Here is a 24,088-nt window from a genome sequence, read left to right on the forward strand (position 1 = left end):
AAGCAAAATAGCAAATATCAGTAAGTAAGAGAGGTGAGATTATGGACGGTAGTAGTGGTCGAAGTACAGACAAGGTATTCATATATTGTCAGAATTCCTGCGGCTATGGCCCGTTCGTATTCTGACTGATTTTGTTGTGAGAATTTATAGATGTATAGAACAGATGTAAGATATATGAGTACCATTGTCCGTTTCTAAAACTGTACTACATTGGCGCAAGGCGAGTGTGGAGCATGTCGTATTATAACTGACAATGGTATTTTTATGCCCATTTTTACTTATTATATGCTGTCTCCATGGCATTTGTATAAGGGTTATAGGTTGTCATGGCTTCTCTCCTTCGCTGCATTATTTGTCGCTGCGCATCAACTGGCTACAATGGTAGAAGCATTTTTCAAAGAAATCAATAGGTGCTTTCAAAGACAAGAAAATTTATTTATTTAAGCAAAAATGCTTAACAGAAGAAGGAATAGAGGGTAATTGCTTAAAATAATTAAGTGTTTACATTCGTTGACAGAAAATCTTCAAGATGTTATGATTTTACATATTATTTTTATAGTAGAAACAGATAGAAGAATGCAAAGATGCAGCCGGAAGACAGGCTGTGTCTTTTTTTGTTTTATGAACAGGACGCAGGTCTTTGTGCAGAATAATATCCTCAGGAAGGTATCAGAATATGAAACATCACGAATTGGATCCGGTGGACAGGACAATACTAAATATATTACAGAAAGAAGCGAAAAAGCCATTGAAGGAAATTGCAGAGTAGGTGTATCTGTCTACGCCTGCTGTCTCTGCAAGAATTGAAAAGATGGAACGGGAGGGATATATTCTGGGTTACCAGGCACAGGTTAATCCGCTGGCTCTGGGCTACCATATCAAAGCGCTTATCCATCTTGAGGTTCCGCCGGAAGATAAGGAAGAATTTTATCCATTTGTGAAGGCATGCCACAATGTGATCGAATGTAACTGTGTAACAGGAGAGTATTCGATGGTGCTAGAAGTCTTGTTTCCGGATACGGTTGAATTGGATCAGTTTATTGGAGAACTACAGAGGTTTGGACGGACAAAGACTTTGATCGTGTTTTCTACATCTGTAGAGCACCGGGGAATTGATGCTGAAAAAGAAATAAGAGGTTAGAAAGAGCTATATTTTGAATGTTTTGCAAGTTTTGAAATGGGAAGTTGCATATCAAAACGAAAAAGTCAGCTTTTCAACAATGTAAATACAATAAAAATGCAAGTATATATTGACATTTTTTCAATATATACGTAAAATAGCAGATAGTGACGCTACGAATGAATGAAGATACAGGAGGGAACCCCGATGACACCATATAGTCAGTTGAGTAAAGAAGAGTTATTAGCATTAAAAAGTGATCTGGAGCAGCAGTTTGAAGATATAAAGGGCAAGGGCCTGAAGTTAGATATGTCTCGAGGCAAACCGTCAAAAGCACAGCTTGATCTGAGCATCGGAATGATGGACGTTTTGACCAGTGAATCAGATCTGGTAAGTTCTGATGGCGTAGACTGCAGAAATTATGGAGTTCTCTGCGGAATCAGTGATGCAAGAAAATTATTGGCAGACATGTCTGAGGTGCCGGAGAGAAATATTCTTATCTATGGTAATTCAAGTCTGAATGTTATGTTCGATACCGTATCACGTGCTATGACACATGGTATTATGGGAAGTACTCCATGGTGCAAGTTAGACCATGTAAAATTCCTGTGTCCAGTACCAGGATATGACCGCCACTTCGCAATTACAGAATTCTTCGGAATTGAGATGATCAATATTCCGCTTCTGGAGACCGGACCGGATATGGATATGGTAGAGAAATTAGTAGCTGAGGATGATTCCATCAAAGGAATCTGGTGTGTACCGAAGTATGCGAATCCAACTGGAATATCCTATTCCGATGAGACGGTAAGAAGATTTGCAAGATTGAAGCCGGCTGCAGAGGATTTTCGTATTTTCTGGGACAATGCATATTCCATTCATCATCTTTACGATGATAAGAGAGATGTGATCCTTGAACTGTTAAATGAATGTATTAAGGCAGGTAACCCGGACATGGTTCTGAAGTTCATCTCCACTTCCAAGGTGTCATTCCCAGGATCCGGAATCGCCGCACTGGCAGCTTCTGAGGCAAATATTGAAGACGCAAAACAATATATGAAGTTCCAGACGATCGGGCATGATAAGCTGAATCAGCTGCGCCATGTACGCTTTTTCAAAGATATGCCGGGTATGTATGCACATATGCGTAAGCATGCGGATATCCTTCGCCCGAAGTTTGAGAAAGTAGAAGAAGTTCTGGAAAAAGAACTTGGCGGACTCGAGATTGGTACATGGACGAAACCACTTGGCGGATACTTTATCTCCTTTGATGCGATGGAAGGCTGTGCAAAAGCAATCGTTGCAAAGGTGAAGGAAGCAGGGCTTGTCATGACAGGTGCCGGTGCAACGTATCCATACGGAAAGGATCCAAAAGACAGCAATATCCGTATTGCACCATCTTTCCCGACGGTTGAGGAACTGGCAGTGGCAGCAGAGATCTTTGTTCTTGGTGTAAAACTGGTAAGTATTGACAAGTTATTGAGTGGAAAAAATTAATAGAAAGTTATTGAGAATATTATCCAGTAAAGAAACGGGTATTTATATTGACAGGATAATTAAAATTTGATATCCTCTGGGAAGTTAGAAACAACTAACTACCCTGGGGGATATTTTTGTGCAAATATTTTTTTACACACGAGTTAGCGATAACTAATTATCAATAATATGCAAGGAGAGAAGTGATGAAAAAGAGATGATGAAAAATCCAATAAAAATAATCTGGATGGCAGCAGGTGTGGTATTTCTGGGGATAGGAGCAGTAGGTGTTGCACTTCCGGTGCTTCCGACCACGCCGTTTTTATTGCTTGCTTCCTTTTGCCTGGCAAAGGGATCAAGAAGACTTCATGAATGGTTTGTAGGAACCAAATTATATCAGAACCATCTGGACAGCTTTGTAAGAAACAGAGCGATGACACTTAAGACCAAGCTAGGGATACTTTTCCCGGCATCTGCAATGCTTTTGCTGGCATTTGCGGCGATGCAGAATGTCTATGGCAGAGGATTCATCCTGTTTTTGATTCTATTCAAATATATCTATTTCTTTACATGCATCCGCACGATCAGGGAAGGGGCATAAAGGATAAGATGTCAGCAAAGAATAGTCAGCAAAAACGAGAAAAAGAAAAACAAGTTATAGATCAGATGATTGCCATATATTGCCGAAAGAATCATCGGCATCTGCACAAGGAGAATGGATTATGCAGTGCATGTGAAGAATTACGACGCTATGCAAGGATGCGGGTGGATCGCTGCCCATTCATGGAGACGAAGACTTTCTGCAATCAGTGCAAGGTTCATTGCTATCAGCCAAAGATGCAAGAAGAGATTCGAAAGGTCATGCGCTTCTCGGGACCGCGAATGCTTCTGTATCATCCGGGGATGGCAATCTGGCATATGATCAGTACGTTAAAGGGTTAAATATAGAAAAAGGACTTGCTTTTTGGCTTGTGGTATGGTACACTATCCTAGCGAATGGAAGTAGGTCTTTTTTTTATGCCTAAAATTAGGGTAGCCTCGCAAGCTACCAAGTAACAAGTTAATTTAGACAAACAAAGCGAGGTGGAAGTTGTGCGTACAAGAATCACATTGGAATGTACAGAATGCAAACAGCGTAACTACAACATGACGAAGGATAAGAAAGCTCATCCGGAACGCATGGAGACTAAGAAGTACTGTAAGTTCTGCAAGTCACACACATTGCACAAAGAAACAAAATAGTCGCTGCAAAGGAGTGGGTGTCATGAGCGATAAGACGCAGAAGAAAAGCTGGTTCAAAGGTCTTAGCAGAGAATTTAAGAAAATCATTTGGCCAGATAAGATGACAGTAGCAAAGCAGACGGCAGCAGTTGTTTCTGTAACCGTAGTTCTGGGTGCGATCATTGCGATCATTGATTTTATTGCCCAGTACGGAGTGGATTTATTAGTAAGATAACTGATAATCTGCACGCAAGAAAGGTGAGTTTATGTCAGAGGCAAAATGGTATGTAGTTCATACTTATTCTGGGTATGAGAACAAAGTAAAAGCCAACATTGATAAGACAATTGAAAACAGACATCTGGAAGATCAGATTCTGGAAGTTCAGGTGCCAATGCAGGATGTCGTTGAGATGAAGAATGGTGTCCAGAAGGCGACGCAGAAGAAGATGTTTCCAGGCTATGTTCTGATTCACATGATCATGAACGATGATACATGGTATGTTGTCCGCAACACAAGAGGTGTAACTGGGTTCGTAGGACCGGGATCTAAGCCGGTTCCGCTTACGGATGCAGAGATGGCATCGCTGGGAATCAGGGAAGAGAATATTGTCGTAGATTTTGAAGAGGGCGATACTGTTCAGGTAATTGCCGGTGCATGGGCAGATACAGTTGGAGTTATCCAGTCTATGAACATGCAGAAGCAGAGCCTTACCATCAATGTTGAATTATTCGGCCGTGAAACACCGGTTGAAATAAGTTTCGCAGAAGTTAAAAAGATGTAACTGCTATAAGCAGTGCACGGGTTACATTATTGGCTGCAGGGGAGCTCGCTCACCGACAGACATATAATGAAAACCGTATAGGGCGACAGCCCTCAGCGAGATGAAGCGCAGCGCAATCGAGCTGGCACTGTGGAATAAGTAAAACAAAAAAGTGGGAGGGACAAAGATTCCCGGGAGTACCACAAGGAGGTAATTAAAATGGCAAAAAAAGTAACAGGTTATATTAAATTACAGATTCCTGCCGGAAAAGCTACACCGGCACCACCGGTTGGTCCAGCACTTGGTCAGCACGGTGTAAATATCGTTGAATTTACAAAGCAGTTTAATGCAAGAACTGCAGATCAGGGAGATTTGATTATTCCTGTTGTTATCACAGTTTACAATGACAGAAGCTTCAGCTTCATCACAAAGACACCACCGGCAGCTGTTTTGATTAAGAAAGCCTGCAACATCAAATCTGGTTCAGGCGTTCCGAACAAGACAAAAGTAGCTACGATCACAAAGGAACAGGTAAGACAGATCGCAGAGACAAAGATGCCAGACTTAAATGCAGCAACAATCGAGAGTGCTATGAGCATGATCGAAGGAACATGCCGCAGTATGGGTGTTAAAGTTACTGAATAAACGTGTAAACAAGAATCGTGGGAGGGTTATCCCGACATTACCACAAGGAGGTTATTTAGATGAAAAGAGGAAAGAAATATGTTGAAGCTGCAAAAGCAATTGACAGAGGAACTCTCTATGATGTTGCAGATGCAGTGGCATTAGTTAAAAAGACTGCAGTAGCAAAATTCGATGAGACTATCGAAGCTCATATCAGAACCGGATGTGACGGACGTCACGCTGACCAGCAGATTCGTGGAGCAGTTGTACTGCCACACGGAACAGGTAAAAAAGTTCGTATCTTAGTATTCGCAAAGGATGCAAAAGCTGAAGAAGCTAAAGCAGCTGGAGCAGATTACGTTGGAGGAATGGAACTGATCGAGAAGATCCAGAAAGAAAACTGGTTTGAATTCGACGTTGTTGTTGCTACACCAGATATGATGGGTGTTGTAGGACGTATCGGTCGTGTACTTGGACCAAAAGGTCTTATGCCAAACCCAAAAGCTGGTACAGTAACAATGGATGTTACCAAAGCAATCCAGGAGATCAAAGCTGGTAAGATTGAGTACAGACTTGACAAGACAAACATTATCCATGTGCCATTAGGAAAAGCTTCATTTACTGAAGAACAACTTGCGGACAACTTCCAGACGCTGATCGATGCAATCAACAAAGCAAGACCTGCAGCAGTAAAAGGCCAGTTCTTAAAGAGCGTGGTTCTTACTTCTACAATGGGACCGAGCGTAAAAGTTAACCCATTAAAGCTTGTTTAAGAGATTGAAATAATCGAGTATATATGATGCCCCTGCCTATCGGCAGGGGCATTCAGACTGTAGACAAAGTCCCGGATGATAGTCCGGGCTTTTCTTATGTTTTAGTTATCCACAATTCTTTTTTAGAGAATTAATTTATCAAGAAAAAAGTGTATGTTATCCACGCGATAGTTTTATGTTGTCTATTCCCTTCATGGTATAATAATCTTAACAGGAGGGATTGCTTATGATGACAAGAGATGCTGATAAAAAAGAGAACAAATGCTCATGTTTTGTATGGATGACATGGTTCCTAGAGACCATCTTCTCCGAAAAATTGACAAAGCAATTGACTGGAACTTTATTTATGACTTAGTAGAAGATAAGTATTGTGCAGACAATGGACGACCAAGTTTGGATCCTGTCTTATTAATTAAAATCGTATTTATTCAGTATCTTTATGGGATTCGAAGTATGCGCCAGACAATCAAAGAAATTGAAGTAAATGTTGCTTACCGATGGTTTCTGGGTCTTGATATGTTAGATGGAGTCCCTCATTTTTCAACGTTTGGGAAAAATTATACACGCCGGTTTAAAGATACTGATCTGTTTGAACAGATTTTTTCGTATATCTTAGAAGAATGTATGAAACATCATCTAGTGGACACTTCTATTATTTTTGCAGATGCTACTCACGTAAAAGCTTGCGCAAACAGCAAAAAAATGAGAAAGCGGATTGCAAAACAAGAAGCTCTCTGGTATGAGGAAGAATTACAAAAAGAAATCAATGAAGATAGAAAAGCACACGGAAAAAAACCTTTAAAAGATAAAGATGATCATAACCAAACTCCACCTTCTACAGGCGGGAATCCTTCTAATGAAGAAGATGCCCTCCCGGAAGGAGCAAAAACACAAAAATGCAGCACAAGTGACCCAGACAGTGGGTGGTTTCGTAAAGGAGAACATAAACATGTTTTTGCATATGGGATTGAAACTGCTTGTGATAAACATGGCTGGATTCTGGGATATTCCATTCACCCTGGAAATGAACATGATAGCCGGACATTCAAGACACTTTATGACAAGCTACTATCATATCATCCGGAAATGATGGTCTTGGATGCAGGATATAAAACCCCGGCAATCGCACATCTCTTGATAGAAGACCAGATTGAACCATTGTTTCCATACAAATGTCCGCAAACAAAGAAAGGCTTCTTCAAGAAATATGAGTATGTATATGACGAATACTATGATTTGCGTAAAGAAACCATAGAGCGGATTTTCGGAACCGCAAAAGAACAACATGGTTTTCGATATACACAATATAAAGGAAAAGCGCGAATGGAAATGAAAGTCGGGCTTACATACGCATGCATGAATTTAAAGAAGCTGGCAAAAATCCTGGCAAAAAAGGAGCAGAAAGCATATGATATGTTGCACTCTTTAATAAAAGAAACGAGAAATTCCATTCATACAGAAAAGTTGGTGCTGGAGTTAAACTCCAGCACCAACTTTGTCTACAGTCTGAAATGGGGACGTAGTATTTTTCAAAAATACTACGTCCCCATTTGAAAAATTAACGGCTATAGTCGGAATATGGGCCGCTGAAAACGTGTCTTAAGTAAGCTACTGAATTTTTTGCGTCTACATCCAGCATTGCTTCGTCTTTGCAGAGGTCTCTCCAGACTTTGATGTCGCTTCCGACCTCTCCGCCTTTTAATACGAATGGCTCCATGACTACGTTCTTATCGTAACCGATGCGGCGAAGTGCCTGACCGATTTCAGCCCAAGGCATATTGCCTTTGCCAGGGCAGCGGCGGTTATTTTCGCCAACATGGAAATGTCCGAGTTTATCCCCAGCTGTCAGGATGGCATCAATCATGCTATCCTCTTCAATGTTCATGTGGAAGGTGTCGAGCATGACTTTTGCTGCAGGGACATCTACTTCTTCTACGAATTGTACGGCCTCTTTTGCTGTGTTTAACAGATAGCCTTCAAAGCGGTTCAAGACTTCCAGGCAATAGTCGACACCACATTCTCCGGCGATTTTGGCTACGGTACGAACATTTTTTACGCTACGTGCCCAATCGCTTTCTTTGTCAATTGGTTTGGAGTAATCCACTGGCCAGTAGGAGTAAATACCTCCGCCGATCGTGTGGATATCCATATATTCCAGCTTCTTTAAAATATCTGTGTAGAAGCTGATGGCATTTTTAATGACAGCCTCATCGGCAGAACCAAGATTCTCTGAAGCAGAAGGACCATAGCCTGCAGTTAAAATGACATCCTGAGCTTTTGCTTCGGATTTCAGGTCATCCATCTCTGCTTTGGTCATATCCTTGAGGGCAGCGCAGGAAATCTCTAATATATCAAATCCAAGAGATCTGACTTTTTTGATGTATTTTTTATAATCTGCAGCCCACTGCTTCTCCCAGTAAGCGAAATAAATTCCGTATTTCATGAAATATCCTCCTTTCTCGGTTTGAAAAAATTATTTTGTTACATATTGTTGCGCGAAATCTATTCTAATCATACTTTTTAAAAATGTATTTGTCAATATTGCTAATAAAGTTCTACAATTCAGTTGAGTAACAATGCGTAATATTATGCAATTTACACAAATACAAAAAGAGTTGCACAAACAATAGAGAGTAAAGTTACGTAAAACAAAAGAAATATTTACTTATCGATTAAAATTTGTTACTATAAATACTATAAAAATAAAAGGAAATGCATAGTAAGTCCGAGTGAGGGAGGGATCGCACATGAGAAATAAAAAAGCATTTTCAATTCGGGATATTGCTGCGCAGGCAGGTGTATCTACGGCTACTGTTTCACGTATTTTGAATCAGAAGGGCGGCTATTCCGGCGAAACAGAACAAAAAGTGTTGAATATTGTGCGGAACAGCTCTTATGAGCTTACGGATAAGACACGAGAAAAAGTCGTTGGGGTACTGATTCAGGATATTACGAATGAGTGGTTTACGAGTGTGGCGGCAGATCTGGAAGAACAGTTATATGAGAAAGGATATGCAGCATGTATTTATACAACAAGCGAGAGCATACACAAGACAGACTGGTACTTTGATGAGTGTATGCGGAGACGGTTTGCCGGGATCATCATTGTATCGCCGACGCCGGAAATTGCCAGAAAAGCCAGAAATGCGAATATACCGATTATTTTCATTGACCGGACCCCTGTCCGCAAGGAGGATATCATCAGTGTAGAATACGACCATTATCTGGGTGGATATATGGCGACAGAGCATCTCATACGAAAAGGTTGTAAAAATATTATGTTTCTAGGAAAGGAGCAGGATAATCCGGCTGTCGGAGCGAGACTTCGGGGGTATCTGGATGCTTTGGATGATTATAAGCTTCCGCAGTCAGAAAAGCTGATTGTTGCACTTAATGATAACTATCATCTGTATGATACGGCATATCGGCTTACCTATTATCTGCTGAAAAAGAAGCTGAATTTTGATGGAATCTTCTGTACCAATGACTTAAGAGCTTTTGGGGCATTGCAGGCGCTTCAACAAAATGGAATCAGAGTTCCGGAAGAAGTGAAGGTGATCGGTTACGATGATATTTCTCTGGCAAGGCAGTGTTATCCAGCGCTGACGACGATCCGGCAGAATACGGAAGAACTGGCAAGAAATACCGTTCAATTACTGATGCAGCTCCTGTTTGAGCCTGAAACAGTAAATCATTCACATGTGGTGCTTCCGGTCTCTCTGGTGGAAAGAGGAACGGCCTGAGAATCCGTACAAGCTTAAATGAATTTCAGAAAAATACACAGGAAACGGGAAAAACATTTGACAAACAGAAGATTCGATGCTATGATAATTATCAGTGACTGCCGAAGACAGCAGGTGCGAAAGCGTAAGTATTACAATCGCCTGCCGAGGAAAGTTAGATTCGAATTTGTGAATTATAACGCCTCTGTGTCTTTGGACATAGGGGTGTTTTTTGAATATTCCTTATAAGCAGTCGGACAAATAATATAAGGAGGTGCACCATTCGTGGCAAAAGTTGAATTAAAACAACCAATCGTACAGGCTATTGCAGATGACATCAAGGATGCAGCAAGTGTTGTATTAGTAGACTACCGCGGATTAACTGTTGCTCAGGATACAGAACTGCGTAAACAGTTAAGAGAAGCAGGAATCATCTACAAAGTTTGTAAAAACACAATGATGAAGAGAGCTTTTGAAGGAACTGATTTCGCAGCTTTAGACGAACACTTGGAAGGACCAAGCGCTATCGCAATTTCTAAAGATGATGCAACAGCTCCGGCAAGAATCCTTTGCAAGTTTGCAAAAGATGCAAAAGCCCTTGAATTAAAAGCAGGTGTGATTGAAGGTACAGTATACGATGTAGCTGGACTGACAGAATTGTCCAAGATCCCATCAAGAGAAGAGTTACTGTCCAAGTTACTTGGAAGCTTACAGTCACCTATTACAAATCTTGCTCGTGTTCTTAACCAGATCGCAGAGCAGGGCGGCGCTGAGAACTGTGTAGCAGCAGCTCCGGCAGAAGAAGCTGCAGAGGAGTAGAGCACTTATCGAGGTATTTTCGAGATTAGTGCGAACCCGTTCTTTGAACTTAGCGAGGTGTTATCGAGCTTAGTGAAAAGAACTTCATTTAAGAATTAAAAAAATAAAACAAAAATGGAGGAAAATAAAATGGCAAAATTAACAACAGCTGAATTTATTGATGCAATCAAAGAATTATCAGTATTAGAATTAAATGACTTAGTAAAAGCATGTGAAGAAGAATTTGGTGTTTCTGCAGCAGCAGGTGTAGTAGTTGCAGCAGCAGGCGGAGAAGCTGCAGCAGCAGAAGAGAAAGATGAGTTCGATGTAGAGTTAGTATCTGCAGGCGCATCTAAGGTTAAAGTAATCAAAGTTGTTCGTGAGATCACAGGACTTGGATTAAAAGAAGCTAAGGCAGTAGTTGACGAAGCTCCGAAGGTAGTTAAAGAAGCTGTTTCTAAGGCAGAAGCTGAAGAAATCAAAGCTAAACTTGAAGCTGAGGGTGCAGAAGTTAACCTTAAATAATCAAAAAGATGATTTTTCAAAGAGCTGTTCCAATTGGAATGGCTCTTTTTGTCTTTTTAGAAGAAGTGTTGTAAAATCAGAAAAATGGCTTGACAAACCCAATTTCAAATGATAATTTAATAATCAGTGATAGCATGTTACTTGTTTTTTTGAAAAACGAGGCATTAACTATACATAAATGTAAAAGATATTTATGTGTGTTAGTGCCTTTTTTTATACCATTTTTTATGGAATCTACTCTCTTACTGATGTACATAGATGTCTGAACGCAAAAAGGAAAAGGAGAAAAAAGATGAAAGACAAAGTTTTTGGTGTGCTACAGCGCGTGGGAAGATCCTTTATGCTCCCGATTGCTATCCTGCCTGTAGCCGGACTGTTACTGGGAATCGGTGGTTCCTTCAGTAACGCAACGATGCTCGCAACATATGGATTGGACGGAATCCTGGGTGAGGGAACCGTATTTAACGCCATTTTTCTGGTTATGAAGGATGCGGGAAATATTGTTTTTACGAATCTTCCGATTATATTTGCCATGGGTGTGGCGATTGGTATGGCGAAGAAAGAGAAGGAAGTTGCTGCTCTTGCGGCTGTTATCGCTTTCTTCATCATGCATGCATCCATTGGTGCGATGATTGAGATTGGCGGCGGAGCAGAGACCTTGCTGAATGGAGCGACAACATCTGTATGTGGAATTACATCTCTTCAGATGGGAGTGTTCGGAGGTATGCTCGTAGGACTTGGAGTGGCAGCTCTCCACAATCGTTATTACAAGATTGAATTGCCGCAGGTTCTTTCGTTCTTCGGCGGTACAAGATTTGTTCCGATCGTGTGTTCTTTGGTGTACACTGGAGTTGGTATCGCAATGTACTTTATATGGCCTGTTGTGCAGAGCGGAATCTACGCAATCGGTGATGTGGTATTGAATTCTGGGTATTTTGGAACCTGGGTCTATGGATTGATGGAACGTCTGTTGATTCCGTTCGGTCTGCACCATGTGTTCTATCTTCCGTTCTGGCAGACGGCATTAGGCGGCACACTAGAAGTTGCAGGACAGACGATTGAGGGTGCACAGAACATTTTCTTTGCACAGCTTGCAGATCCTGCGGTAGAGCACTTTGCAGTGTCTGCGACAAGATTTATGTCTGGTAAGTTCCCACTTATGATTTTCGGACTTCCTGGAGCAGCTTTGGCAATGTACAAAACAGCGAAACCGGAGAAGCGCAAAGAAGTAGGAGGCCTTCTGCTGTCAGCAGCGTTGACATCCATGCTGACAGGAATTACAGAACCATTGGAATTCACTTTCTTGTTTGTAGCACCTCTTTTGTATGGAATTCACTGTGTGTTTGCAGGACTTGCGTATATGTTGATGCACGTCTTTCATGTTGGAGTGGGAATGACATTCTCGGGCGGACTGATTGATATGTTCTTGTTCGGTATTCTTCAGGGAAACGCGAAGACCAATTGGATCTGGATCGTAATCGTGGGAATTGGATACTTTATTGTATATTACTTCCTCTTTGGTTTCCTGATTCGAAAGTTGGATCTGAAGACACCGGGAAGAGATGACAGTGAAGAAGTGAAGTTATATCGAAGAAGTGATGTGGAGGCAAGAAAGAAAGGGGAAGGTTCAGCGACAGGAACTGCTGTAGATGAATTGTCACAGACAATCTGTCAGGGTCTTGGAGGCAAGAAAAATATCTCAGATGTGGACTGTTGTGCTACCCGACTTCGCTGTACGGTCTATAAAGCGGAACTGGTGAATGACGCACTCTTGAAATCAACAGGAGCATCTGGAGTCGTTCATAAAGGAAATGGAGTACAGATTATCTATGGACCGAGAGTTACAGTTATTAAGTCTAATCTGGAAGATTATCTTGAGACAGCACCAGATGAAGAATATGTGGCTGATGTTCAGGAAGAGACGGTAAAAGAGAACCAGAATGAAGAAAAAGAACAGAAAGTTGTGAAGACGATCACCATCTCCAGCCCGGTAACGGGTGTGGCGGCTGATCTAGGGACGGCACCGGATGAGGCTTTTGCCGGAAGAATGATGGGCGATGGTGCGGTTGTGACACCGAAGGATGCATATGTGTGCGCACCGGAAGACGGAGAGGTGTGCTTTGTGTTCGAGACGAAGCATGCGGTTGGATTCCAGACAGATTCTGGAATTGGTCTTCTGATTCATATGGGAATTGATACCGTTAAATTAGAAGGAAATGGATTTGAAGTGTTAGTCGAGAACGGACAAAAGGTGAAAAAGGGTGAGCCGATGCTTAAGATGGATCTGGATTACCTGCAGGCAAATGCACCATCTATGGCATCACCGGTACTTTGTACGGAACTGGAGGAAAATCAGAAGATCCGCCTGTTGAAGGAAGGCGAAATTCAGGCGGGTGAACCGCTTTTTGCAGTGGACTTCTGCGAATAAAGAGAAAGTGTGAGTGGGGAAAAGTATGTACAGGATAAAAAAGGTGTTGGATCATAACACGATCATAGGAATTCAGACCGAGAATCATCAAGAATATCTTATTATGGGCAAGGGAATCGGTTTTGGAAAAAAGGTGAGTGAAAGAGTGGAGGCAAGAGAAGAAGATGCCATCTATTCTCTTCAGGCATCCACAGATCGTGGAGATGCCCGTGAACTGGTGAAAGAGATCTCGCCGGAATGTCTGGAGATTGCGAATGAGGTTCTGGATGAGGCAGAGAAAATATTTGGCAAGATTGACAGAAGTATACTTTTCCCCATGGCAGACCACATTGAGTTTGCAATAAAGAGAATGAAAAACGGTGAGCAGATCAGCAATCCGTTAACAGAAGATATCCGAATTCTGTTCCATATGGAATTCAAGGCTGCAAGCTGTATTGCACCGATCCTGGCAAGAAAAATGAATCTTCGGATCGATGAAGATGAGGTGGGCTATATTGCACTTCATATTCATTCGGCGATTGAAGATGAGAAAGTGTCGCAGGCTATGCAGATGGCGCGCGCAGTCCGGGAATGTATTTCGCTGGTGGAAGAAGAGATTGGAAGGCCAATCGATGTCATGTCGCTGTCTTACAATCGTCTGATGAATCATATACGATATATGGTTGCAAGGGCAATCAGTGGAGAGCAGCTTAAGGTGAACATGAATGATTACATGGGAATTAAGTTTCCACAGGCTTTCCGGACAGCGAAGGTTATCTGCGAGCGGGTTGGAAAAAGTCTGAAGTGTAATCTAAGTGAAGTGGAGATCGGATATCTGGCCATGCATATTGAAAGAGTAACAAGTGATGAACGAGAAAGTTCTGATAATAAATAGGAAAGAATAAAAACAAAAAGGAGATTAAAATTATGAAGACATTTAATTACGTTATTACAGATGAAGTGGGAATCCATGCAAGACCGGCAGGAATGTTGGTAAAAGAAGCAAAGAAATATGAATCACAGATTATGATCAAAAAAGGAGACAAGCAGGCCGATGTCAGAAAACTGATGATGTTGATGGGCATGGGGGTAAAATGTGGCGAAGAAGTCACTGTAGAAGTTAACGGCGCAGATGAAGAAGAGGCATGCGCAGCAATGGAAGCATTTTTCAGGGCAAACTTATAATCAGAAAAGACCAGAGGTAGCAGAGATGGAAGTTTATCAGGGAAAATCAATATTGAAAGGCATTGCCATAGGCAAGCTCTTCTTCTACCAGAAGGGAGAACAGTCCGTAAAGAGAGAGAAGATCCAGGATACTGCAGCAGAGCTCCGGAGATATGAAGCGGCACGGGAAGAAGCGATCGCACAGCTGAATGTTCTGTATGAGAAAGCAGTCAAAGAGGTAGGAGAGGTCAATGCAGCTGTCTTCGAGGTTCATGCCATGATGCTGGAAGATGATGACTATGTAGATTCTATAGTAAATATCATCGAAACACAGCAGGTCAATGCAGAATTCGCGGTTGCGACGACTGGGGATAACTTTGCTGCAATGTTTGCAGAGATGGATGATGATTATTTTAAAGCCAGAGCAGTGGATGTCAAGGATATATCCGAACGGCTTGTGAATGTCCTGAGTGGGAGAAATAATGGTGGGGATCTGGGAGCAGAACCTGTCATCGTTGTGGCGGATGACCTGGCACCAAGTGAGACGGTGCAGATGGACAAGGAGAAGCTGTTAGCATTCGTTACCCGCTATGGTTCTTCTAATTCGCACACGGCAATTCTTGCAAGAACCATGAATATCCCGGCGCTGATCGGAGTAGAGATTCAGGAAGACTGGAATGGAAAACTGGCAGTAGTGGATGGCTATGAAGGAAAACTATACATTGAGCCGGAAGAAGAAGTGCTTACAAAGATGCAGCAGAAGCAAAGAGAAGATCTGGAAGCCAGAGAATTGTTAGAGCAGCTCCGGGGAAAAGAAGATGTAACCCAGGATGGAAAGAAGATTCGTCTGTATGCGAACATTGGAAGTGTGAAGGATGTTGCTGGGGTGTTGGCCAATGATGCGGCCGGTATCGGCCTATTTCGAAGTGAGTTTTTGTATCTGGAAGCTGACGATTATCCGGATGAAGAGGCACAGTTCCAGGCATATAAGACGGTTGCAGAAAATATGGCGGGCAAAAAAGTGATTGTCCGGACGCTTGATATCGGTGCGGATAAACAAGTGGATTACTTCCATATGGAAGAAGAAGAGAATCCGGCTATGGGCTATCGTGCGATCCGCATCTGTCTGGATCGACCGGAAATATTCAAGACTCAGCTGCGAGCCCTTCTTCGTGCAAGCGCATATGGCAATATTGCAATTATGTATCCGATGATTATCTCCGTCGATGAAGTGAGGCAGATCAAGGCGATTGTAGAAGAGATTAAGCAAGAACTGGATACAAAAGAAATTCGTTACGGAGAAGTGGAGCAGGGGATTATGATAGAGACGCCGGCAGCGGTCATGATCAGTGATCTGCTGGCACAGGAAGTTGACTTCTTCAGTATCGGAACGAACGATCTGACACAATACACACTTGCGATCGACCGCCAGAATATGAAACTTGATAATATCTACGATGCACACCATCCGGCAGTGCTTCGTATGATTCAGACAACCATAGATAATGGACACCAGCATGGCTGCTGGGTAGGTATCTGCGGAGAACTTGGCGCAGATATGACATTGACAGAGACGTTCCTGAAGATGGGAATCGATGAACTGTCCGTATCACCATCATTCGTATTACCGATCCGTAAATTAATCCGGCAGATACGTCTGTAGCAGGGAGGAGGGGCGGGGTTTTTAAAAACCTCCGCCCCTTTTTTGAAAAAATAAAAAAAGTGATTGACAAGCTCGAAAAGTTTATGATATAGTAAAAAATGCGCTATTGTGGAAAGTTATACCGTGATATCGTTCGGAATCTAGTTAAAATATAAATGAGGAGTGAAACGTCAATATGGAGAAAAACAGAATTCGTCCTATCAAAAGTGGAAAAAGTTCACGCATGAGTTATTCCAGACAAAAAGAAGTTCTTCAGATGCCTAACTTGATCGAAGTCCAGAAGGATTCCTATCAGTGGTTCCTGGATGAAGGGTTGAATGAAGTATTTGATGATATTTCCCCGATTACTGATTACAGTGGTCATTTAAGCCTGGAATTTGTTGATTTCACTTTGTGTGAAAAAGACGTGAAGTACACAATCGAAGAGTGTAAAGAGCGTGATGCGACTTACGCGGCACCATTAAAAGTAAGAGTAAGACTTCATAACAAAGAGACAGACGAAATCAACGAGCATGAAATCTTCATGGGAGATCTGCCGTTGATGACCAGTACAGGTACGTTTGTAATTAATGGAGCAGAACGTGTTATCGTAAGCCAGTTAGTGCGTTCCCCAGGTATCTATTATGCAATTGCACATGATAAAGTAGGTAAGAAACTGTATTCATCTACTGTTATCCCGAACCGTGGTGCATGGCTGGAGTATGAGACGGATTCCAATGACGTTTTTTATGTACGTGTAGATAGAACAAGAAAAGTACCGATCACCGTGTTGATTCGTGCGCTGGGAATTGGTACAAATCCAGAGATTGTTGAACTCTTTGGAGAGGAGCCGAAGATCCTTGCAAGTTTTGAGAAGGATGCGGCTACAAACTATCAGGAAGGTCTTCTGGAATTATATAAGAAGATCCGTCCAGGCGAACCGTTGGCAGTGGACAGTGCAGAGAGTCTGATTACCAGTATGTTCTTTGATCCTAGACGTTATGACCTTGCAAAAGTAGGAAGATATAAATTCAATAAAAAGCTGGCTCTTAAGAACCGTATCTCTGGTCAGGTGCTGGCAGAGGATGCTGTGAGTCCAATTACAGGAGAAGTAATTGCAGAAGCCGGAACTAAGATTACCAGAGAACTGGCAGATCAGATTCAGAATGCAGCCATTCCATATGTATGGATCGAAAGACCGGAAGAAGAGAGAAATATTAAGGTTCTTTCTAATATGATGGTTGATCTTGCAGCAATCGTAGATATTGATCCGAAGGAAGTCGGAGTTACCGAACAGGTATATTATCCGGTTCTGGCAGGTATCTTGGAAGAGACCGCCGGTGATGTTGATGAGCTGAAAGATGCGATTAAGAGAGATATCCATGATCTGATTCCAAAGCATATCACAAAAGAAGATATCCTGGCATCTATCAACTACAATATTCATCTGGAATATGGTCTTGGAAATGATGACGATATCGACCACCTTGGCAACAGACGTATCCGTTCCGTAGGTGAGTTGTTACAGAATCAGTACAGAATAGGTCTTTCCAGACTGGAAAGAGTTGTCCGTGAAAGAATGACAACCCAGGATCTGGAAGGTATCTCACCACAGTCACTGATCAATATTAAGCCTGTTACAGCTGCTGTGAAGGAGTTCTTTGGTTCTTCTCAGTTGTCACAGTTCATGGATCAGAACAACCCACTGGGTGAGTTGACCCATAAGAGACGTCTGTCTGCTCTTGGTCCAGGTGGTCTGTCAAGAGACCGTGCCGGATTCGAGGTTCGAGACGTTCACTATTCACATTATGGAAGAATGTGCCCGATTGAGACACCTGAAGGTCCGAACATTGGTCTGATCAACTCTCTTGCCTGCTATGCGAGAATCAACCAGTACGGATTTATTGAGGCACCATATCGTAAGATTAATCATGATGATCCGGCCAATCCGGTCGTAACAGAAGAAGTTGTCTATATGACAGCTGATGAAGAAGATAACTATCATGTAGCACAGGCCAACGAGCCGTTAGATGCAGAAGGACATTTCATCCATAAGAATGTATCCGGTCGTTACCGTGAAGAGACACAGGAATATGAAAGAAGAATGTTCGATTACATGGACGTATCTCCAAAGATGGTGTTCTCTGTTGCTACAGCATTGATTCCTTTCCTGGAAAATGATGATGCGAACCGTGCGCTGATGGGATCCAACATGCAGCGTCAGGCAGTGCCTCTTATGATGACAGAAGCACCAGTTGTAGGTACCGGTATGGAAGAGAAGTCTGCGGTTGACTCCGGTGTATGTGTTGTTGCAGAAGCAGGCGGCGTTGTAGAACGCTCTACTTCTACAGAGATCACCGTTCGTCAGGACGATGGAAGTCTTAAGAAGTATAAATTAACCAAGTTCCTCAGAAGTAACCAGAGCAACTGTTATAACCAGAGACCGATTGTATTCAAGGGTGAACGGGTAGAAGCCGGTGATGTAATTGCTGACGGACCATCTACATCTAATGGTGAGATGGCTCTTGGTAAGAACCCTCTGATCGGATTCATGACCTGGGAAGGTTATAATTACGAGGATGCGGTATTATTAAGTGAAAGATTAGTACAGGAAGATGTCTATACATCTATCCACATTGAAGAATATGAAGCAGAAGCACGTGATACCAAGTTGGGACCAGAAGAGATCACTCGAGACATTCCGGGTGTTGGTGATGATGCCCTGAAGAATCTGGATGAGAGAGGTATCATCCGTATTGGTGCAGAAGTACGTGCCGGAGATATTCTGGTTGGTAAAGTAACTCCGAAGGGAGAGACAGAACTGACTGCAGAAGAGAGACTGCTCCGCGCAATCTTCGGTGAAAAAGCACGTGAAGTAAGAGACACTTCCCTGAAAGTGCCACACGGAGAATATGGTATCGTTGTTGATGCAAAGGTATTTACAAGAGATAATGGTGACGAACTGTCTCCGGGAGTGAACCAGTCTGTTCGTATCTATATTGCACAGAAGAGAAAGATCTCTGTTGGTGATAAGATGGCCGGACGTCATGGTAACAAGGGTGTCGTTTCCCGAGTACTCCCTGTAGAGGATATGCCGTTTTTGCCAAACGGACGTCCTCTGGATATCGTGCTGAACCCATTGGGTGTGCCTTCACGTATGAATATCGGACAGGTATTGGAGATCCACCTGTCTCTGGCAGCAAAAGCATTAGGATTTAACATTGCAACACCGGTATTTGATGGTGCAGATGAAAATGATATTATGGATACACTTGACCTGGCAAATGATTATGTAAATTTAAGCTGGGAAGAGTTCGAGGCAAAGCATAAGGAAGAATTGCTTCCAGAAGTGCTTCAGTATCTGTCCGACAATAGAGATCACAGAAAATTATGGAAAGGTGTTCCGATTTCCAGAGATGGAAAGGTTCGTCTGCGTGACGGAAGAACCGGAGAATATTTTGACAGCCCGGTAACTATCGGACACATGCATTATCTGAAACTGCATCACCTGGTTGATGATAAGATCCATGCACGTTCAACCGGTCCTTACTCACTGGTTACACAGCAGCCGTTAGGTGGTAAGGCACAGTTCGGTGGACAGCGTTTCGGTGAGATGGAGGTATGGGCACTGGAGGCCTATGGTGCATCTTACACATTGCAGGAAATCCTGACTGTGAAGTCAGATGATGTTGTCGGCCGTGTGAAGACTTACGAGGCAATCATTAAGGGTGAGAATATCCCAGAGCCAGGAATTCCAGAATCCTTCAAGGTATTGTTGAAAGAATTACAGTCTCTTGGATTGGATGTACGTGTACTGCGTGATGACAATACAGAAGTAGAGATCATGGAAACTGCCGATATGGGTGAAACTGATTTCCGCTCATTAATTGAAGGAGACAGAAGGTACCATCAGGATGATGATCTTGGGGCACATGGTTACACAGAACAGGAATTCCAGGGTGAAGAACTGGTAGATGTGGAAGAAGAGCCTGAAGATGATGACTTCGATATGGAATTTGAAGAAACTGATGACTATGGATATGACGATATGTCAGATAATGAATAGGAAGGGGTGCCAGTATGCCAGAAAACAATAAGGAACAAACATATCAGCCAATGACTTTTGATGCAATCAAAATCGGTTTGGCATCGCCTGAGAAGATTCTGGAATGGTCAAGGGGAGAAGTTACAAAGCCTGAGACAATTAATTATAGAACCTTAAAGCCAGAAAAAGACGGCTTATTCTGTGAAAGAATATTTGGACCTAGCAAAGACTGGGAATGCCACTGTGGTAAGTATAAGAAGATCCGCTATAAAGGTGTAGTCTGCGACCGCTGTGGTGTTGAGGTCACCAAAGCAAGTGTGCGTCGTGAGCGTATGGGGCATATCGCCCTTGCTGCTCCGGTATCACACATCTGGTACTTCAAAGGAATTCCAAGCCGTATGGGTCTGATTCTTGACCTGTCTCCGAGAACTTTGGAGAAGGTACTGTATTTTGCTTCTTATATCGTATTAGATAAAGGGGAGACAGATCTTCAGTATAAACAGGTGTTGTCTGAGCAGGAATATCAGGAAGCGAGAGAAAAATGGGGCAGTGCATTCCGTGTAGGTATGGGTGCGGAATCCATCAAAGAGCTCCTGGAAGCAATTGACCTGGATAAGGAATACAAAGAATTATCTGAAGGACTGAAAGGTGCAACTGGACAGAAGCGTGCAAGAATCGTAAAACGTCTGGAGGTCGTAGAAGCTTTCCGTGAGTCTGGAAATAAGCCGGAGTGGATGATCATGACAGCAATTCCGGTCATCCCACCAGATCTTAGACCAATGGTTCAGCTGGATGGCGGACGTTTCGCTACCTCTGACCTGAATGATCTGTACCGTAGAATTATTAATAGAAATAACCGTCTGAAACGCCTGCTTGAATTAGGCGCACCAGATATTATCGTTAGAAATGAGAAGAGAATGCTGCAGGAAGCTGTAGATGCTCTGATCGATAACGGACGTCGTGGACGTCCGGTTACAGGACCTGGTAACAGAGCTCTGAAGTCCTTGTCAGACATGCTGAAAGGTAAGTCCGGACGTTTCCGTCAGAACCTTTTGGGTAAACGTGTTGACTATTCTGGACGTTCTGTTATCGTCGTAGGACCAGAACTGAAGATTTATCAGTGTGGTCTTCCAAAAGAAATGGCAATTGAGCTGTTCAAACCATTCGTCATGAAAGAACTGGTTCAGAACGGAACTGCTCATAACATTAAGAATGCCAAGAAGATGGTAGAAAGAGTACAGCCAGAGGTGTGGGATGTACTGGAAGATGTTATCAAAGAACATCCGGTTATGCTGAACCGTGCCCCCACACTGCACAGACTTGGTATTCAGGCATTCGAGCCAATCCTTGTAGAAGGTAAGGCGATTAAGCTTCATCCATTGGTATGTACTGCATACAATGCCGACTTCGACGGAGACCAGATGGCTGTCCATCTTCCGTTATCTGTAGAAGCACAGGCAGAATGCCGTTTCTTACTGCTGTCACCAAACAACCTGTTGAAACCATCTGATGGTGGACCGGTTGCCGTTCCTTCACAGGATATGGTACTTGGTATCTATTATCTGACACAGGAAAGACCTGGGGCAAAAGGAGAAGGAAAAGCATTTAAGAGTGTGAATGAAGCAATCCTTGCTTATGAAAATGATGCCCTGACGCTTCACTCACGTATCAAAGTACGTGTATCTAAGACAATGCCAGATGGAACTGTGAAGACAGGAACCATTGAATCTACACTGGGAAGATTTATCTTTAACGAAATCATTCCTCAGGATCTTGGATTTGTAGACCGTGAAGTAGAAGGCAATGAATTACTGCTGGAGATTGATTTCCACGTAGGTAAGAAGCAGTTAAAACAGATCCTTGAAAAAGTTATTAACACCCATGGATCCACTGCAACCGCAGAAGTTCTGGATGCAGTAAAATCCATCGGTTACAAATATTCCACCAGAGCGGCTATGACCGTATCTATCTCAGATATGACGGTACCTCCGCAGAAGCCAGAGATGATTCAGAAGGCACAGGATACCGTGGATAAGATCACAAAGAACTTCAAGCGTGGTCTGATCACAGAAGAGGAGCGTTACAAAGAAGTTGTTGAGACATGGAAGGCAACGGATGATGCTCTTACAGAAGCACTGTTGTCTGGACTTGATAAATACAACAATATCTTCATGATGGCCGATTCCGGAGCCCGTGGTTCTGACAAGCAGATCAAACAGCTGGCCGGTATGCGTGGTCTGATGGCTGATACAACCGGTCGTACCATTGAGTTGCCTATTAAGTCAAACTTCCGTGAAGGTCTGGATGTATTGGAGTACTTCATGTCTGCTCATGGTGCTCGTAAAGGTCTGTCCGATACAGCGCTTCGTACCGCCGATTCCGGATACTTGACCAGACGTCTGGTTGACGTATCACAGGAACTGATCATTCACGAAATGGATTGTGTGGAAAAGGGTGCTGAGATTCCAGGAATGTATGTAAAAGCGTTCATGGATGGTAATGAAGAGATTGAAAGCTTACAGGAGCGTATTACCGGACGTTATCTGTGTGAAAATATCGTAGATAAAGATGGCAACATTCTTGTAAAAGCGAACCATATGGTAACACCAAAGCGTGCAGAGCTGATCATGAAGAAAGGTGTGGATGAGAACGGGGAACCACTGAAGAAGATCAAGATCCGTACGATTCTGACCTGTAGATCTCACAATGGTGTTTGTGCAAAATGTTACGGTGCTAACATGGCAACCGGTGAGCCGGTGCAGGTTGGTGAAGCAGTAGGTATTATTGCGGCACAGTCTATCGGTGAGCCTGGTACACAGTTGACCATGCGTACATTCCATACGGGTGGTGTAGCCGGTGATGATATCACACAGGGTCTTCCTCGTGTCGAAGAGCTTTTCGAGGCAAGAAAGCCGAAGGGTCTTGCAATCATCACAGAATTTGCAGGAAGAGCCACCATTAATGATACAAAGAAGAAACGTGAAATTATTGTAACCAATAACGAGACCGGAGAGTCAAAAGCATACTTGATTCCTTACGGATCAAGAATCAAGATTCAGGATGGTGTAGAGTTAGAGGCCGGAGATGAATTGACGGAAGGTAGTGTGAACCCACATGATATCCTTAAGATCAAGGGTCTGAGAGCTGTACAGGATTACATGATTCAGGAAGTGCAGCGTGTATACCGTCTGCAGGGTGTTGATATTAACGATAAGCATATCGAGGTCATTGTACGTCAGATGCTGAAGAAGGTTCGTGTGGAAGAAGCTGGTGATACAGAATTCCTGCCAGGAACTAATGTAGATAGACTGGAATTTGAAGATGTGAACGCGGCATTAATTGCAGAAGGTAAAGAGCCGGCAACAGGAGAGCAGATTATGCTTGGTATTACAAAAGCATCACTTGCAACGAACTCCTTCCTGTCAGCTGCATCCTTCCAGGAAACAACGAAGGTACTGACAGAGGCAGCAATTAAGGGTAAGATCGATCCGCTGGTTGGTCTGAAGGAGAACGTAATCATCGGTAAGCATATCCCGGCTGGTACAGGTATGAGAAAATATCGCGATATCAAGCTCGATACAGAGATGTCCATGGATGATGAAATTATGTTAGATGAAGACATGGATGATATGGAAGAAATGATTGATTTCGTAGAAGAATAAAAGATAAAAAGCGAGAAGCCATAAGGTTTCTCGCTTTTTTTGTGGAATATCGATGAGCCAAATACCGATCCTATTTCGTTATTGATAAATCTTATCGTTAACAATATTGACAATCGGTATCAATAAGAATATAACTCCAATGTAAATG

General features: G+C 42.7%; 18 protein-coding genes, 2 pseudogenes and 1 other annotated feature. Of the genes and pseudogenes, 19 read left to right on the top strand and 1 reads right to left on the bottom strand.

Going from position 1 to position 24,088, the window contains the following annotated elements:
* The first annotated feature begins 691 nt into the window (after window positions 1-691).
* The 10 genes and pseudogenes from JQM81_RS00775 to JQM81_RS00820 all read left to right on the top strand — a co-directional run bounded on the left by JQM81_RS00775 (window position 692) and on the right by JQM81_RS00820 (window position 7,455).
* Window positions 692-1,141, top strand: a pseudogene (locus JQM81_RS00775) (Lrp/AsnC family transcriptional regulator).
* Window positions 1,142-1,327: 186 nt separating this feature from the next.
* Entirely contained in the window at window positions 1,328-2,617 is a 1,290-nt protein-coding gene (locus JQM81_RS00780; RefSeq protein ID WP_235231573.1) for an aminotransferase, read from the top strand.
* A 196-nt stretch (window positions 2,618-2,813) separates the two neighbouring features.
* Entirely contained in the window at window positions 2,814-3,197 is a 384-nt protein-coding gene (locus JQM81_RS00785) for a YbaN family protein (RefSeq protein WP_235231574.1), read from the top strand.
* A gap of 8 nt (window positions 3,198-3,205) precedes the next feature.
* Complete coding sequence (locus tag JQM81_RS00790) at window positions 3,206-3,538, top strand: nitrous oxide-stimulated promoter family protein (protein ID WP_235231575.1); 333 nt, start codon at window positions 3,206-3,208, stop codon at window positions 3,536-3,538.
* A 150-nt stretch (window positions 3,539-3,688) separates the two neighbouring features.
* Window positions 3,689-3,838, top strand: coding sequence for a 50S ribosomal protein L33 (gene rpmG, locus JQM81_RS00795; RefSeq protein ID WP_083262913.1), 150 nt, complete (start codon window positions 3,689-3,691; stop codon window positions 3,836-3,838).
* A 22-nt stretch (window positions 3,839-3,860) separates the two neighbouring features.
* Entirely contained in the window at window positions 3,861-4,052 is a 192-nt protein-coding gene (gene secE, locus JQM81_RS00800; protein WP_235231576.1) for a preprotein translocase subunit SecE, read from the top strand.
* 31 nt (window positions 4,053-4,083) lie between these two features.
* Window positions 4,084-4,599 carry a transcription termination/antitermination protein NusG gene (nusG, locus tag JQM81_RS00805; RefSeq protein ID WP_235231577.1) on the top strand — a complete coding sequence of 172 codons (516 nt, stop codon included), beginning with the start codon at window positions 4,084-4,086 and terminating at the stop codon, window positions 4,597-4,599.
* A 198-nt stretch (window positions 4,600-4,797) separates the two neighbouring features.
* A complete protein-coding gene (gene rplK, locus JQM81_RS00810) occupies window positions 4,798-5,223 on the top strand; it encodes a 50S ribosomal protein L11 (RefSeq protein ID WP_235231578.1) in 426 nt (141 codons plus the stop codon).
* Window positions 5,224-5,282: 59 nt separating this feature from the next.
* Window positions 5,283-5,975, top strand: coding sequence for a 50S ribosomal protein L1 (gene rplA / locus JQM81_RS00815; RefSeq protein WP_235231579.1), 693 nt, complete (start codon window positions 5,283-5,285; stop codon window positions 5,973-5,975).
* A gap of 220 nt (window positions 5,976-6,195) precedes the next feature.
* Window positions 6,196-7,455 (top strand): annotated as a pseudogene (locus tag JQM81_RS00820) (IS1182 family transposase).
* 78 nt (window positions 7,456-7,533) lie between these two features.
* Here the strand turns inward: JQM81_RS00820 and JQM81_RS00825 are convergent.
* A complete protein-coding gene (locus JQM81_RS00825; RefSeq protein ID WP_235231580.1) occupies window positions 7,534-8,418 on the bottom strand; it encodes a sugar phosphate isomerase/epimerase family protein in 885 nt (294 codons plus the stop codon).
* Between the two features lie 304 nt (window positions 8,419-8,722).
* Between JQM81_RS00825 and JQM81_RS00830 the strand changes: the two genes are divergently transcribed.
* The 9 genes from JQM81_RS00830 (at window position 8,723) to rpoC (ending at window position 23,940) form a co-directional block, all read left to right on the top strand.
* Window positions 8,723-9,718: a LacI family DNA-binding transcriptional regulator gene (locus JQM81_RS00830; RefSeq protein ID WP_235231581.1), complete on the top strand. Its 996-nt coding sequence runs from the start codon at window positions 8,723-8,725 to the stop codon at window positions 9,716-9,718.
* An 83-nt stretch (window positions 9,719-9,801) separates the two neighbouring features.
* Window positions 9,802-9,938, top strand: a sequence feature (ribosomal protein L10 leader region).
* Between the two features lie 44 nt (window positions 9,939-9,982).
* Window positions 9,983-10,516 carry a 50S ribosomal protein L10 gene (gene rplJ / locus JQM81_RS00835; RefSeq protein ID WP_235231582.1) on the top strand — a complete coding sequence of 178 codons (534 nt, stop codon included), beginning with the start codon at window positions 9,983-9,985 and terminating at the stop codon, window positions 10,514-10,516.
* A gap of 129 nt (window positions 10,517-10,645) precedes the next feature.
* Entirely contained in the window at window positions 10,646-11,020 is a 375-nt protein-coding gene (gene rplL / locus JQM81_RS00840; RefSeq protein WP_235231583.1) for a 50S ribosomal protein L7/L12, read from the top strand.
* 292 nt (window positions 11,021-11,312) lie between these two features.
* On the top strand, window positions 11,313-13,448 hold the full coding sequence (locus JQM81_RS00845; RefSeq protein WP_235231584.1) for a PTS transporter subunit IIABC: 2,136 nt from the start codon (window positions 11,313-11,315) through the stop codon (window positions 13,446-13,448).
* 25 nt (window positions 13,449-13,473) lie between these two features.
* Window positions 13,474-14,322: a PRD domain-containing protein gene (locus tag JQM81_RS00850; RefSeq protein ID WP_235231585.1), complete on the top strand. Its 849-nt coding sequence runs from the start codon at window positions 13,474-13,476 to the stop codon at window positions 14,320-14,322.
* Window positions 14,323-14,354: 32 nt separating this feature from the next.
* A complete protein-coding gene (locus JQM81_RS00855; RefSeq protein WP_235231586.1) occupies window positions 14,355-14,612 on the top strand; it encodes an HPr family phosphocarrier protein in 258 nt (85 codons plus the stop codon).
* Between the two features lie 25 nt (window positions 14,613-14,637).
* Window positions 14,638-16,254, top strand: coding sequence for a phosphoenolpyruvate--protein phosphotransferase (ptsP, locus tag JQM81_RS00860; RefSeq protein ID WP_235231587.1), 1,617 nt, complete (start codon window positions 14,638-14,640; stop codon window positions 16,252-16,254).
* A 175-nt stretch (window positions 16,255-16,429) separates the two neighbouring features.
* A complete protein-coding gene (locus tag JQM81_RS00865; RefSeq protein WP_235231588.1) occupies window positions 16,430-20,299 on the top strand; it encodes a DNA-directed RNA polymerase subunit beta in 3,870 nt (1,289 codons plus the stop codon).
* A gap of 14 nt (window positions 20,300-20,313) precedes the next feature.
* The gene (rpoC, locus tag JQM81_RS00870; RefSeq protein WP_235231589.1) at window positions 20,314-23,940 is read left to right on the top strand and encodes a DNA-directed RNA polymerase subunit beta'; all 3,627 of its coding nucleotides are present in this window, start codon (window positions 20,314-20,316) and stop codon (window positions 23,938-23,940) included.
* The last annotated feature ends 148 nt before the right edge of the window (window positions 23,941-24,088 follow it).

The sequence above is a fragment of the Faecalicatena contorta genome (assembly GCF_021531895.1).
GTDB lineage: Bacteria > Bacillota > Clostridia > Lachnospirales > Lachnospiraceae > JAFBIX01.